This window comes from Streptomyces griseosporeus (assembly GCF_014656055.1).
In the GTDB taxonomy this organism is placed as follows: domain Bacteria; phylum Actinomycetota; class Actinomycetes; order Streptomycetales; family Streptomycetaceae; genus Streptomyces; species Streptomyces griseosporeus.
This window is the reverse complement of sequence record NZ_BNBR01000001.1, coordinates 572,439-585,143: the sequence shown is the minus strand read 5'-3', so window position 1 is coordinate 585,143 and position 12,705 is coordinate 572,439. Positions and strand designations below refer to the sequence as shown.

The following is a 12,705-nucleotide window of genomic DNA, read 5'->3' as shown; positions in this document are numbered from 1 at the left end:
GGCCCCGGACGCTGTCCCGAGGCCCGTCGCCCGTGCTGTCGTGAGCTCCGCTTTCCCGCACGACCCGCAATCCCCGCACCCCGTGCCGCCGCCCCGGCACGGCCTCAAGGAGCCGCGATGCCCGAAGCACCACCGGACGAGCGCCCCGCGCTGCACGTCGAGCATCTGGACGTGACGTACGGACGCGCCCTGTCCGCCCTCCGCGACGTGTCCCTGACCGTGCCGCCGGGCGGCGTCGTCGCCCTGCTCGGCGCCAACGGCGCCGGCAAGACGACGCTGCTGCGCGCCGTGTCGGGCACGCTGCGTCTGCACCGCGGCGCGATCACCGCCGGCCGCGTCCGCTACGGCGACACCTCCCTCGACGGGCGGGACCCCGTCGCCGCCGTACGCGCCGGAGTCGTACAAGTACCGGAAGGACGGCGGGTGTTCGCCGGACTCACCGTAGACGAGAACCTGCGCACCGGCGGCCTCGGGCTGGCCCGCCGCAAGCCCTCCCAGGTCGCCGAGGCCCGCGACCGCGTCTTCGCGCTGTTCCCGCGGCTCGCCGAACGCACCCGGCAGGCCGCCGGCCTGCTGTCCGGCGGCGAGCAGCAGATGCTCGCCATCGGCCGCGCCCTGATGGCCCACCCGCGCCTGCTCCTGCTCGACGAGCCCTCCCTCGGCCTCGCCCCGCTCATGGTCGACCGGATCGCCGACGTCGTCCGCGAGATCAACGCCCAGGGCACCGCCGTCCTGCTGGTCGAGCAGAACGCCGGCATGGCCCTGTCGCTGGCCGACCACGCCCATGTGCTGGAGGTGGGGGAGATACGGCTGTCCGGTCCGGCCGCCGAACTCGCCCGCACCGACGCCGTACGCCGCCTCTACCTGGGCGACACCACCGAGGGGGCCGCATGACCGTCCCGCAGCTGGAGGTCCGCGACGTCACCGTCCGCTTCGCCGGGCTCACCGCGCTCGACGAGGTCTCCTTCACCGTCACCCCCGGCACCACGCACGCCCTCATCGGGCCCAATGGCGCCGGCAAGTCCACCTGTTTCAACGTCCTGTCGGGCCTGTACCGCCCGGCCTCCGGCACCGTCCGGCTCGGCGACACCGACCTGACCCGGCTCGCCCCGCACCGCATCGCCGCGCTCGGCGTGGCCCGCACCTTCCAGAACATCGTGACCACGGAGGGCACCGTCGCCGACAACCTCATGCTCGGCCGCCACGTCCTGTCCCGCGCCGGGTTCGCCGCGAGCGCCCTGCACCTGCCGCGCGCCGTGCGGGAACAGCGCGAGCACCTCGCCCGCGCCCGGGAGATCGCCGAACTGGCCGGACTCGACGGGCACTTCGACACCCCGGTCGCGCTGCTGTCGTACGGCGACCGCAAGCGCGTCGAACTCGCCCGCGCCCTGTGCCTGGAACCGCGCGTGCTCCTCCTCGACGAGCCGGTGGCCGGCATGAACGCCGCCGAACGCGTCCGCATGGCCGAGGTGATCCAGCACGTGCGCACCGAACTCGGCCTGTCCGTCGTCCTCGTGGAGCACGACATGGGCCTGGTCATGCGCCTCGCCGACGAGGTCACCGTCCTCGACTTCGGCCGCCGCATCGCCCACGGCACCCCCGACGAGGTGCGCCGCGACCCCGAGGTGCTGCGCGCCTACCTCGGCACCGCGGCGGGCGAGGAGGACGCGGCATGACCTCCCTCCTCGACGACCTCCTCAACGGCCTCGCCCTCGGCGCCGTCTACGCCCTCGTCGCCCTCGGCTTCGTCGTCATCTTCAAGGCCTCCGGCGTCATCAACTTCGCCCAGGGCTCCCTGCTGCTGTTCGGCGGCTACCTCACCGCCGTCCTCCACGACGACCTCGGCTTCGCGGGCGCCCTCGCCGTGGCCGTCCTCGCCACCGCACTCCTCGCCGGTGCCCTCGACCGGCTGCTGCTCCAGCGCGGCGAGCCCGACCCGCGCATGGCGCACGTGCAGACCATCGTCACCATCGGCGTCGACATCGTGCTGCTCACCGACCTGTCCCGGCGCATCGGCGGCGACCTGCTCTCTCTCGGCGACCCCTGGGGCGACTCGGTGGTCACCCTCGGCTCCGTGACCGTCGCCGACAGCCGGCTCGCTGCGATCGCCGTGTCGGCCGTCGCGATCGCCGCCGTCTTCGCCCTGTTCCGGTTCACCCCGTGGGGCCTGTCGCTGCGCGCCGCCGCCGAGGACACGGAGGCCGCCGCGCTGATGGGCGTACGGCTCAGCCGGGTCCGCATGCTCGCCTGGTGTCTGGCGGGCGCGCTCGCCGCGCTGGCCGCGGTGTTCCTCGCCGCGTTCCCCGCGCCGGGCCTGGAGCGCACCACCGGCCAGATCGCGCTGAAGGCGTTCCCCGCCGCCATCCTCGGCGGCATGGCCTCCCCGCCCGGCGCCCTCGCGGGCAGCCTGCTGATCGGGCTGACCGAGGCCCTCGTCGCCGGACACCAGTCCGATCTGCACGTCCTCGGCGAGGGGTTCGGCGACGTGGCGCCGTACGCCGTGATGGTCCTCGTCCTCCTGGTCCGGCCCACCGGGCTGTTCGGCGCGAAGGGAGCGGCCCGTGTCTGACCGCCGGTACCTGAAGCCCGCCGCGGCCGTCGCCCTGGCGCTCGTGCTCTGCCTGCCGCCCTTCTACCTGGACGCGTTCTGGCTGCGCATCGGCCTGTTCTCGGTGGCCGCCGCGATCGGCGCCGTCGGCCTGTCCCTGCTGTCCGGCACCGCCGGCCAGCTCTCCCTGGGCCACGCCTTCTTCCTCGCCGTCGGCGCCTACGGCTACACCTGGCTCGCCGGCGACCCCGGCCCAGGCCTGCCGACCGCGCTCGCCGCCGTTCTCGCGGTGCTCCTCGCCGGAGTGGCGGGCGGCCTGTTCAGCCCCGTCGCCGGACGGTTGCGCGGCGTCTACCTCGGCGTCGCCACCCTCGCCCTGGTCTTCCTCGGCCACCATCTGCTGCTCACCGCGGACTCCGTCACCGGCGGCTTCAACGGCCGCTCCGTGCCCCCGCTCACCCTCGGCGGCTTCGGCTTCACCGCCGACGATCCCGAACTCACCGTCCTGGGCGTGCCGTTCGGGGCGGAGGAACGGCTGTGGTTCCTGGGCCTCGCCCTGTTCGGGCTCACCTGGTTCACCGCCCGCGGCCTGCTGCGCTCCCGCCCCGGCCGGGCACTCGCCGCCCTGCGCGACAGCGAGACCGCGGCCGCGGTGATGGGCGTCGACGTCGCTCGCTACCGCTCGGCGGCCTTCGTCGTGTCGTCGATGTACGCGGGCCTCGCCGGGGTGCTGCTCGCCCTCGCCTTCCGCCGCGTGGTCCCCGACTACTTCTCCCTCGCCCTGTCCGTCGACTACCTCGCCATGATCGTCATCGGCGGCCTCGGCTCCGTCGCCGGAGCCACCGCGGGCGCCGTCTTCGTCACCGCGCTGCCGCTGCTGATGACCCGCTACGCCGACCAGCTGCCGCTCGTCGCCACCCCCGGCACCGAGGACGGCGGCGTCGGCCCCACCGAGGCCGCCCGCTACCTCTACGGCGCCGCCATCGTCGTCATCCTCCTCTACGCCCCCGACGGGCTGCACGGCCTCGCCCGCCGGGTCCGCGCCCGGCTGCGCCCGCACCCGGCCCCGGCCGAGCAGACCCCCGCCTCCACCGTCCCCTCCGCACCCGCCGTACGACCCAAGGAGCACACCCCGTGAACACCACGCACTCCAGGCACCGCACCGCCGCGGCCGCCCTCGCCGGAGCCCTGGCCCTGCTGCTGGCGGCCACCGGATGCAGCTCCAAGGCCGACGGCAAGGGCTCCTCCGACAGCGCCGACGGCGTCCGCACCGGCCCCGGCGTCACCGCCAAGACCATCAAGCTCGGCGCCCTCACCGACCTGACCGGCCCCTACGCCACCCTCGGCAAGTCCATCGTGCAGGCCCAGCAGATGTGGGCCGACGAGACCAACGCCAAGGGCGGCATCTGCGGCCGCAAGGTCGAGATCGTCGTCAAGGACCACGGCTACGACGTGCAGAAGGCCGTCACCGCCTACGCCGACATCGCCCCGGACGTCGTGGCGCTGCCCCAGGTCATCGGCTCCCCGGTGGTCGCCGCGCTCCTCGACGACATCGACCGCGACCACATGCTCACCTTCCCGCAGGCCTGGGCCGCCTCCCTGCTCGGCAAGGACTCCGTGCAGGTCATCGGCACCACCTACGACATCGACATGATCTCCGCCGTCGACTTCCTCACCCGCACCAAGGGCCTGAAGAAGGGCGACACCATCGGCCACGTCTACTTCGAGGGCGACTACGGCGCCAACGCGCTGGAGGGCTCCACCTGGGCCGCGAAGAAGGCCGGGCTGAAGATCGAGGGGCAGAAGATCAAGGCCACCGACACCGACCTGTCCGCGCAGGTCTCCGCGCTGCGCAAGGCCGGCGTCAAGGCCATCCTGATCAGCGCGGGACCCGCCCAGACGGCTTCCCTGGTCGGCGTCGCCGCCTCCCGCGGCCTGCGCGTCCCCGTCGTCAGCAACGCGCCCGGCTTCGCCCCGCAGCTGATGAAGACGCCCGCGGCACCGGCCCTCGCGGCCATGCTGAACATCATCAGCTCCGCCCCGGCCGTCAGCTCCGACCTGCCCGGCGTCCGCGCCATGGTCGCGTCGTACAAGAAGAAGTACCCGGGCTCCCCGGTCGACTCCGGCGTGCTCTCCGGCTACAACGCCGCCGAACTTCTCGGCGCCGACCTGAAGAAGGCCTGCGCGTCCGGCGGCCTGACCCGCGAGGACCTCGTCAAGGCGCACCGCTCGCAGAAGAACGCCGACACCGGCCTCGGCACCCCGCAGGACTTCTCCGACGCCGGCAGCCCGGCCAGCCGGGAGGCCTACGTCCTGCGGCCCGACGCCAAGGCCGACGGCGGCGTCGTCAACGCCGAGGACGCGCACAAGGCCCCGGGCGTGGACGAGTACCTGAGCACCCGCGGCTGACCCCGTCCCGGGTACCGGACGGCCACCGGGTCCGCCCCCGGTGGCCGTCCCCCGGGCTGCCCGGACCTCCCCGGACGGGTCGAGCCCGTGCACACGAGGCTGTACTCTCTGTCACACCAAGGGAGTTGGCGGCACCGAGCTGGGGGAGCGATGTCCACCGAAGAGCAGCTGTCCACCACGATCGACGCGAGCGTGCCGACGGCCGCGCGGATGTACGACCACTACCTCGGCGGCAAGGACAACTACGCCGCCGACCGCGCCGCCTGCGCGGAACTCGACAAGGTCGTCCCCAGCACCCGGGCCCTCGCCCTGAACAACCGCCGCTTCCTGCAGCGCGTGGTGAAGACGCTCGCCGCCGAGCACGGCATCCGGCAGTTCCTGGACCACGGCTCCGGCCTGCCCACCCAGGACAACGTGCACCAGGTCGCCCAGCGCGTCGACCCCACCACGCACGTCGTCTACGTCGACAACGACCCCATGGTGCTGGTCCACGGCCGGGCCCTGCTGGAGCAGGACGAGCGCACCACCGTCATCCACGCCGACCTGCGGGACACCCGGACCATCTTCGAACACGCCGAGACCCGGCGGCTGATCGACTTCTCCCAGCCGGTCGCCGTGCTGTTCAACTCGGTCTTCCACTGCATCCCCGACAGCGAGACCGACGGCCCGCTCGCCGTGATCCGCCGCGTCACCGAGCGGCTCGTGCCGGGCAGCATGATGGTGATGTGCCAGCTCGTCAGCGACGACCCCGAGGTCCGGCGGTTCGTCACCGAGTTCATGGACCAGGCCACCCAGGGCCACTGGGGCCGGGTCCGCGAGGAGAAGGACGTCGCCGAGTGGTTCGAGGGCATGGACATCCTCGAACCCGGCCTGGTCGAGGTCTCCACCTGGCGTCCGGACAGCGAGGTGGCGCCCCGTCAGCTCACCCAGGAGTGGATCGAGTTCGGCGGCGTCGGACGCCTGCGCTGACGGCGGCGCGGGGCCGTTCCCGTCACGGGGCGGGGTAGCGGCTCTCCATCGTCTCGCGCAGCAGGTTCAGCGTCGCGCGCGGCTGCAGCGCCTCGTCGGCCAGCCGGTCCAGGGCGAGCCGGTACTGCTCCGTCTCGTCCCGGTCCTCCAGGAAGTTGGCGCTGCCGATGTGCTCCAGATACACCACGTCCGGCAGGTCCAGGCCGCCGAAGCGCAGATAGGTGATCGGGATGGCCGGCGCCGAGGCGTTGGTGACGTCCAGCGGCACCACCTGCACGGTGATGTGCGGTCGCTGCGCCATCTCGATCAGGTGCGCGAGCTGTTCCCGCATGACCTGCTTGCTGCCCAGCACCCGCAGCAGCACCGACTCGTCGACGACCGCCCACAGCCGCGGCGCGTCCGGCCGGTGCAGCAACTGCGCGCGCCGCGTCCGCAGATCGACCCGGCGCTGCACCTCGCCCGAGGTCGCGTTCGGCAGTCCGCGCTCCACCACGGCCCGGGCGTAGGCGGGGGTCTGCAGCAGGCCGGGGACGTACTGGATCTCGAAGGTCCGGATCGTGGCGGCCGCTTCCTGCAGGCCGACCAGCCGCTCGAACCACTCCGGCATCAGCCGCTTGTCGTACCGCTGCCACCAGCCCGGCTCACCCGCCCGCTGGAGCAGTCTCAGCAGCACGGAGGCCTCGTGCTCGCCCGTGCCGTACAGGTCAAGGAGCGCGCGGACGTCCTGTTCGGTCGGCGGGCGGCGGCCCTTGCCCGACTCGATCCGGGAGAGCTTCGCCCCGCTGAAGCCGACCTCGCGGGCCGCCTGGTCCTGGGACAGGCCCGCGTCCTCGCGGAAACCCGCGAGCTGGACGCCGACCAGCATCTTCAGCAGAGTCGGGGCGGGCTCGGTCCCGTCCAGATAGGATTCCAGCCGGGAAGTGCGGGGTGACTCGGCAGACATCCTGACTCCCAGTTGACCGGCAGACCTGAAGGTCAGAGTACCGTACGGCGGCCGGGCCGATCCCCTCTTCTCCGCCCTGCTGTCAGGGGAGTTGGCGCACGCGGTACACGCGCGCCCTCTCCGTGCCCCAGCGGGCCCCCGGCCTCACAGCAGGTGGTCGAACTCCCCGTCCTTCGCGCCGGCGAGGAACGCCGACACCTCGGCCGGCGTGTAGACGAGCGCGGGCCCGTCGGGGTCCCGCGAGTTGCGCAGCGCGACGCCGCCGCCGGGCAGCGTGGCGACCTCCACGCAGTTGCCCTCCGCGTTGCTGTAGCGGCTCTTGATCCAGCGGACGTCCAGCGAACTGGCCCGCACTCCGTTGCGTACTGGTGGCACCGCACTCTCCTCGCCGTTCGCGCAATTTCTCGTGCAATTGCACGCGAGCACTGTCAGCGTGGATAATAGCCCGGGCGTCAACCCCCGCTTGGGCGCCAGTACCTGACTGCGTATCAGGGAGAAAACCGTGTCCTCACCAGCGTCTCAGGCGCCGCGGCCGGTCACCGGGACCGACGGGCGGCGCGGCACTTCCCCCACGGCCCCCGCCCGCACCACGGCCCTCGCCTCGCTCGACCGGGTCCCTTGGGCTGACATCAAGGACTCCACCGGCTCGGCGGCGGCCATCCCACGGCTGCTCAGGAGCATCGCCTGGGGCGACCCCGAGACCGCCCGGGCGGCCCTCGACGAGGTGCGGAAACGCATCTGCCAGTACGGCTTCGTGGTCGAACAGGCCACCGCGGCCACCGTGCCCTTCCTCTGGGAGCTGGCCCAGCTGCCGCACGTCGGCTGCCGCGCGCAGATCATCCAGCTGCTGAAGAACATCGCCGACGCCCGGCAGTGGGAGCGCACCGCGGCGGTCTACCCCAAGCTCCTCAATCACCGCGAGAACCACGTCACCTGGGAGCGCGCGGCCCGCCAGGCCGTCCGCTCCCGCCGCGGCGACCTGCGCCGGCTCCTCGCCGACGAGGACGCCGAGATCGCCCGCGCCACCACCGAACTGGCCCGCACGCTCGACGCCTAGCCACCCCGCCCGCCGTCTCGTCGTGCGGACGCCGCCGGGGTGCGGACGCGGGCTGGTGTACTCCTGGGCCGCAGGGGAAGGAAAGCGCTTGCCCTTCACTCGGCACCTGGGAGGACCACGCCGATGGCGTCGTCACTGGAAAGACCGCTCGACCACCGCTACCGGGACGAACACCCCGTCCGCACCCTCGCCTACCTGCTGCGCGCCGACCGCCGGCGCCTCGCCGCCGCGGTCGTCGTCTTCACCGTCAAGCACAGCCCCATCTGGCTGCTTCCGCTGATCACCGCCTCCATCATCGACACCGTCGTCCAGCGCGGGCCCGTGGACCGGATCTGGACGAGCACCGGGATCATCCTGTTCATCCTGGTCGTCAACTACCCGCTGCACGTGCTCTACGTCCGCCTGCTCTACGGCAGCGTCCGCCGCATGGGCACCACCCTGCGCTCGGCCCTGTGCACCCGCATGCAGCAGCTCTCCATCGGCTACCACTCCCGGGTCAGCGCCGGTGTGCTGCAGGCCAAGGTGGTCCGGGACGTGGAGACCGTGGAGCAGATGGTCCAGCAGACCGCCGAACTCGGACTCGGCGCGACCACCGTCCTCATCGGCGGACTCGTCATCATCGCCGTCCGCACCCCGGAGTTCCTCCCCGTCTTCCTCGTCGTCGTGCCCGCCGCCGCCCTCCTCGTCGCCCGTCTCAGGGCCCGGCTGCGCACCCACAACGAGCACTTCCGCCACGAGGTGGAGACCCTCTCCTCCCGGGTCACGGAGATGACCCGCCTCATCCCCGTCACCCGCGCCCACGGCCTGGAGGGCAAGGCGCTGCACCGCATGGACCGCACGCTGCGCCGGCTGCTCACCTCGGGGATGCGCCTGGACCTGGTCAACGGCCGGTTCGGCTCGCTCGCCTGGGTCGTCCTCAACGTCGTCGGCGTGCTGGTCCTCGCCGCCGCGGCCCTCGTGTCGTACTACCGCGTCTGGGGCGTCACCCCGGGCGACGTCGTCATGCTCAGCGCCTTCCTCACCACCCTCACCAACTCCACGACCACTCTTGCGGGACTCGCCCCGGTCATCACCAAGGGCCTGGAGTCCGTCCGGTCGGTCGGCGAGGTCCTCCAGGCGCCCGAACTGGAGGACAACGAGGGCAAGTCCGAGGTCACCGCTGTGCGCGGGGCGGTCGCCTTCGACGGCGTCGGCTACGCCTACGACTCGGGCCGGGCCGCCGTACGGGGCTTCACGCTCTCCGTCGCGCCCGGCGAGACGATCGCCCTCGTCGGCGCCTCCGGCGCGGGCAAGTCCACCGTGCTGAACCTCGTCATCGGCTTCATCCGGCCGACCTCGGGCCGGCTGCTGCTGGACGGCACCGACATGAGCACCCTCGACCTGCGCACCTACCGCCGGTTCGTCTCCGTGGTGCCGCAGGAGTCGATCCTCTTCGACGGCACCGTCCGGGAGAACGTCGCCTACGGCATGGAGGACGAGGCCGACGAGGAGCGCGTGCGCGCCGCGCTGCGCGACGCCAACGCGCTGGAGTTCGTCGACCGGCTGCCCCAGGGCCTGGACACCCTCGTCGGCGAGCACGGGGCGCGGCTGTCGGGCGGGCAGCGCCAGCGCCTCGCCATCGCCCGCGCCCTGATCCGCGACCCGAAGGTGCTCATCCTGGACGAGGCCACCTCGGCCCTCGACACCCGCTCCGAGGCTCTGGTGCAGCAGGCGCTCGCACGGCTGCTGCGGGGCCGCACCACGTTCGTGGTGGCGCACCGGCTGTCCACCGTGCGCGGCGCGGACCGCATCGCCGTGATGGGCGACGGCCGGATCCTGGAGACGGGCACGCACGACGAACTCCTGCGCCGGGGCGGGGCCTACAGCGCGCTGCACGCGGGTCAGGCGGCCTGACCCCTCCCGTGTGGGGCCGGTACGTCGGTGTCTCAGGCCGCGCTGCTGCGGCGCGAGCGGTGCGGGCAGCCGGCGTCGTGGTCCGTGCCCAGGCTGGTCCACCAGCGCTCGCAGCAGGCGGCCTCCAGTTCGGCGCGGACCACCGCCTCCGCGCCGGCGATCCGCGGCAGGGGGCCGGCGCTCAGGCGGGCGGCCCGGCGCAGATCGCACAGCACGCTTTCCCTCACGACCGCGATGACCGGTACGAGAGAGGCCGCGCAGAAGAGGCAGCCGGCCCAGGCGGGGCCGTACCGGAACTCCAGTACGGCCGTCCAGGCCAGGCCGGCGCTGGTGGTGACATAGAGGGCGGTCAGGAAGCGGCTGGACCAACTCATGGATGGACACCGTTCGTAGCCGGGACAACTGCTGTGTCCAACGGCGTCCGGCGCCGGGGGGAAGCGGCCCGCGCCCCCGTGACGGCGGTTCGGGTGAATCAGGGTGACCGTCCGTATCCCGGGACGAAGACGGCACTGTCCGTCCAGACCGGCGGCTCACGTGAAAATTCCGGCGGTGACGCGCGAAAAGCGTGCATAGTCCGGCCTGGTGCGGGCATACGGAGCAAAAAATGCAGAGAGGGGAACTCCGTTGCTCGTGCCGGACCCGAAGACCGTCAGGATTCTGCTGACGCGGTACGCCACACTGAAGATCGCTCAGGCGGAGAGGGAGAGGGCGACGGCCGCCCGGGAACTGGAGGACGTGAGCTACACCCTGTGCGTCCTGATGGGCTGCACCAGCGTGGAGGATGCCATCACCAAGGCGGACGCCCTGCTTCTGGACGCGGGGCGCGGCAGGGCCGATACGACCGGGAAGGAGGGGGAGACCGGTCTGTCGCTGGCCGTCTGACCCCTGCGCGCCGTCGGGGCACGGGCACACTTCCCTCCGGCGGCGCACGCACTCCGGCCTCTTGCGCACCCGGGGGTGGCCGGGCGCCTAGACTCGGCAGCCGTGTCAGGGCACATGGACGTATGAGATGAAAGGCGCGTTGCCGGGTGTTCCACGATTCCCCCATCTACGACCGACTGATCGCGGAGTGCGGCGACGTACCCGCCGATGTACGCCGGGAGGCCGAGCGCGTCCACCGGGAGCTCGAACTCGTCCTGCGTCCCCTCCAGTCGCCCGGCTTCCCGGACCCTTCCGGCCGCGGCGCGCACCCCGGTGCCGGGTGGCAGCGCACGGCGCTGCTGCCCGGCCCGCGGCCGCAGTGACCCGGCGGCCCGTCAGGGCAGCACGGAATCGGTCCGGTTGAGGGGCTGCTGCCGCTCACCGGGCAGCGGCCGGCTCAGCCACTCGGCGATCGCGCGGGAGATCGGCTGCCCCGTGTCCACCTCCACGAAGCCGAACTGGCCCGACTGGTTGCACTCCAGGAACCACCAGGTCCCGTCGGCGTCCTCGGCGAAATCGAAGGCGCCGTACGCCAGTTCGGCCTCGCGCAGATAGACGCGGACGGCGTCGGCGATCCGCGGCGGCACCTCCGCGGGCTGCCACGGCCCCGTGGAGGGCGCGAAGCGTACGTCGACATGGTCCGGGTCGGCGTCCGGATCGGCCGGCTTGCGCGCCGCGAGCAGCGACTCGCCCACCGCCGTCAGCCGGATGTCGGCCCGCTTGGCGACCCGGCGCTGCAGCAGCGTCGGGCCGTAGGCGACCGCCGTGAAGTCCGTGTCCGGGTCGACCCGGCTGGTCGGCACCGCCCGCGGCGGGTCCTGCGGGTGTGCCCCGGACACCGGCTTGACCACCAGGTCCGGGTAGCGTGCCGCGAACTCCCGCGCGGCCTGCGGGAACGTCGTGATCAGCGTGGCCGGCACGGGCAGTCCGCTGCGCTGGGCGAGCCGCAGCTGCCAGGGCTTGTGCCGGGCGCGCCGGGCCGCGTCCGGATGGTTCATCCAACGGGCCGGCACCCCGCGCAGCATGCCGTACAACGCCTGTTGGGACTCCTCGGTCAGCCACGCGGAGGGGACGACCGCCCGCGCGGCCGCCGCCCCGGGCCTGCGGACCCACACGGACCGCAGGCCGTCCAGGCTCACCAGGCGCCCCGCGGACGACAGATGTCCGCGGAAGGCGCCATGGACGTACTCGCCGGAGAGCGCGACGCCGCTCGTCAGGTCGGCGGGATCGAACCGGACCACCGGGACGCCCAGGGCGTTCAGGTGGACCACCACCATGTCCGCCGTGACGTCCTCTTCGGAGGTCAGGATCAACACGGTCATCGTCGTCGGTTCCGTGTTCAGTCGTCGAAGTGGGTCTTCGAGCCCGCGGTCGAGGTGGTGGTCCCCAGTTCTCTCAGCAGGGCGTGGTCACGGGCCGCTATCCCGCCGTCCAGGAGCACGTTCAGCTGCAGTCCGGAGTCGTAGGTGTAGGGCGTGGCGAATTCCAACTCCGCCGCGGGGCGTGCGTAGTTGAGCGCGAACGGTTGCATCGTCTCTCCCTCTTCGGTACTGCCTCGAACAAGCGGCGCCGCCGGACGGCACCGCTTGGCCCAGCGCGTTCCTGCGACCTCCAGTCACTTATACGAATCGAACGGGTGATTGGTTTCCTTACTCTGCGTAGTCAGCGCGGAGTCGGGCCTCGTCGCCCGTCGCGGCACGGCACGATCGAGGGGCGTGGTGCGGGGGAGTTGCGGGGAGGCGTCAGCGGGCTGCCTCGGTGTCGACGGACACGGGATGTACAGGTCGCGGGAGCCGCCGGCCCGTTCTCCGGGCGTCGTGCCGGGTGCCGGCGGTCAGGGTGGGTACGGCCGCTGCCCGGATCGCGGCCACGGCGACGAGCGTGGTGGTCGAATCCACGGATCCTCCCCTGCGCGGTGCGCCGCGCCGCGTCTGTTCTTCCCCCGCTTCTGTTGGACGCTTTCCC

15 protein-coding genes are annotated in these 12,705 nt (G+C 72.6%); 10 read left to right on the top strand and 5 right to left on the bottom strand.

Annotation, left to right across the window (positions count from 1 at the left end; translation table 11 throughout):
* The first annotated feature begins 117 nt into the window (after positions 1-117).
* The 6 genes from IE308_RS02620 (at position 118) to IE308_RS02595 (ending at position 5,926) form a co-directional block, all read left to right on the top strand.
* The gene (locus tag IE308_RS02620; RefSeq protein ID WP_190216406.1) at positions 118-894 is read left to right on the top strand and encodes an ABC transporter ATP-binding protein; all 777 of its coding nucleotides are present in this window, start codon (positions 118-120) and stop codon (positions 892-894) included.
* On the top strand, positions 891-1,676 hold the full coding sequence (locus IE308_RS02615; RefSeq protein WP_190216405.1) for an ABC transporter ATP-binding protein: 786 nt from the start codon (positions 891-893) through the stop codon (positions 1,674-1,676). Before IE308_RS02620 ends, IE308_RS02615 begins: the two co-directional genes overlap by 4 nt.
* A complete protein-coding gene (locus IE308_RS02610; RefSeq protein ID WP_110634762.1) occupies positions 1,673-2,569 on the top strand; it encodes a branched-chain amino acid ABC transporter permease in 897 nt (298 codons plus the stop codon). The genes IE308_RS02615 and IE308_RS02610 overlap by 4 nt, the downstream gene beginning before the upstream one ends.
* Complete coding sequence (locus tag IE308_RS02605) at positions 2,562-3,686, top strand: branched-chain amino acid ABC transporter permease (RefSeq protein WP_190216404.1); 1,125 nt, start codon at positions 2,562-2,564, stop codon at positions 3,684-3,686. Before IE308_RS02610 ends, IE308_RS02605 begins: the two co-directional genes overlap by 8 nt.
* Positions 3,683-4,957 carry an ABC transporter substrate-binding protein gene (locus IE308_RS02600; RefSeq protein WP_190216403.1) on the top strand — a complete coding sequence of 425 codons (1,275 nt, stop codon included), beginning with the start codon at positions 3,683-3,685 and terminating at the stop codon, positions 4,955-4,957. The genes IE308_RS02605 and IE308_RS02600 overlap by 4 nt, the downstream gene beginning before the upstream one ends.
* 150 nt (positions 4,958-5,107) lie before the next feature.
* A complete protein-coding gene (locus IE308_RS02595) occupies positions 5,108-5,926 on the top strand; it encodes an SAM-dependent methyltransferase (protein ID WP_190216402.1) in 819 nt (272 codons plus the stop codon).
* Between the two features lie 22 nt (positions 5,927-5,948).
* Here IE308_RS02595 and IE308_RS02590 read toward each other — a convergent pair whose 3' ends face one another.
* Together IE308_RS02590 and IE308_RS02585 are read right to left on the bottom strand one after the other, a co-directional pair.
* Positions 5,949-6,869: a helix-turn-helix domain-containing protein gene (locus tag IE308_RS02590; RefSeq protein WP_110634774.1), complete on the bottom strand. Its 921-nt coding sequence runs from the start codon at positions 6,867-6,869 to the stop codon at positions 5,949-5,951.
* Positions 6,870-7,013: 144 nt separating this feature from the next.
* Positions 7,014-7,244, bottom strand: coding sequence for a DUF397 domain-containing protein (locus IE308_RS02585; RefSeq protein ID WP_110634777.1), 231 nt, complete (start codon positions 7,242-7,244; stop codon positions 7,014-7,016).
* 127 nt (positions 7,245-7,371) lie between these two features.
* Here IE308_RS02585 and IE308_RS02580 point away from each other — a divergent pair, with 127 nt between their 5' ends.
* Together IE308_RS02580 and IE308_RS02575 are read left to right on the top strand one after the other, a co-directional pair.
* Positions 7,372-7,926, top strand: a complete 555-nt coding sequence (locus IE308_RS02580; protein WP_190216401.1) for a hypothetical protein — start codon at positions 7,372-7,374, stop codon at positions 7,924-7,926.
* 123 nt (positions 7,927-8,049) lie between these two features.
* Positions 8,050-9,819 carry an ABC transporter ATP-binding protein gene (locus IE308_RS02575; protein ID WP_190216400.1) on the top strand — a complete coding sequence of 590 codons (1,770 nt, stop codon included), beginning with the start codon at positions 8,050-8,052 and terminating at the stop codon, positions 9,817-9,819.
* Positions 9,820-9,851: 32 nt separating this feature from the next.
* On the opposite strand, the gene IE308_RS02570 is transcribed toward IE308_RS02575, so the two are convergent.
* On the bottom strand, positions 9,852-10,193 hold the full coding sequence (locus IE308_RS02570) for a hypothetical protein (protein WP_190216399.1): 342 nt from the start codon (positions 10,191-10,193) through the stop codon (positions 9,852-9,854).
* A gap of 250 nt (positions 10,194-10,443) precedes the next feature.
* On the opposite strand from IE308_RS02570, the gene IE308_RS02565 reads away from it, so the two are divergent.
* Both IE308_RS02565 and IE308_RS02560 read left to right on the top strand, forming a co-directional pair.
* On the top strand, positions 10,444-10,701 hold the full coding sequence (locus tag IE308_RS02565) for a DUF5133 domain-containing protein (protein WP_190216398.1): 258 nt from the start codon (positions 10,444-10,446) through the stop codon (positions 10,699-10,701).
* A gap of 146 nt (positions 10,702-10,847) precedes the next feature.
* Positions 10,848-11,063, top strand: a complete 216-nt coding sequence (locus IE308_RS02560) for a hypothetical protein (RefSeq protein WP_110634792.1) — start codon at positions 10,848-10,850, stop codon at positions 11,061-11,063.
* A 12-nt stretch (positions 11,064-11,075) separates the two neighbouring features.
* On the opposite strand, the gene tgmB is transcribed toward IE308_RS02560, so the two are convergent.
* Positions 11,076-12,062, bottom strand: coding sequence for an ATP-grasp ribosomal peptide maturase (gene tgmB, locus IE308_RS02555; RefSeq protein ID WP_110634795.1), 987 nt, complete (start codon positions 12,060-12,062; stop codon positions 11,076-11,078).
* Between the two features lie 17 nt (positions 12,063-12,079).
* Positions 12,080-12,271 (bottom strand): putative ATP-grasp-modified RiPP, encoded by a 192-nt coding sequence (gene tgmA / locus IE308_RS02550; RefSeq protein ID WP_110634798.1) that lies wholly within the window; start codon positions 12,269-12,271, stop codon positions 12,080-12,082.
* Positions 12,272-12,705: the final 434 nt, after the last annotated feature.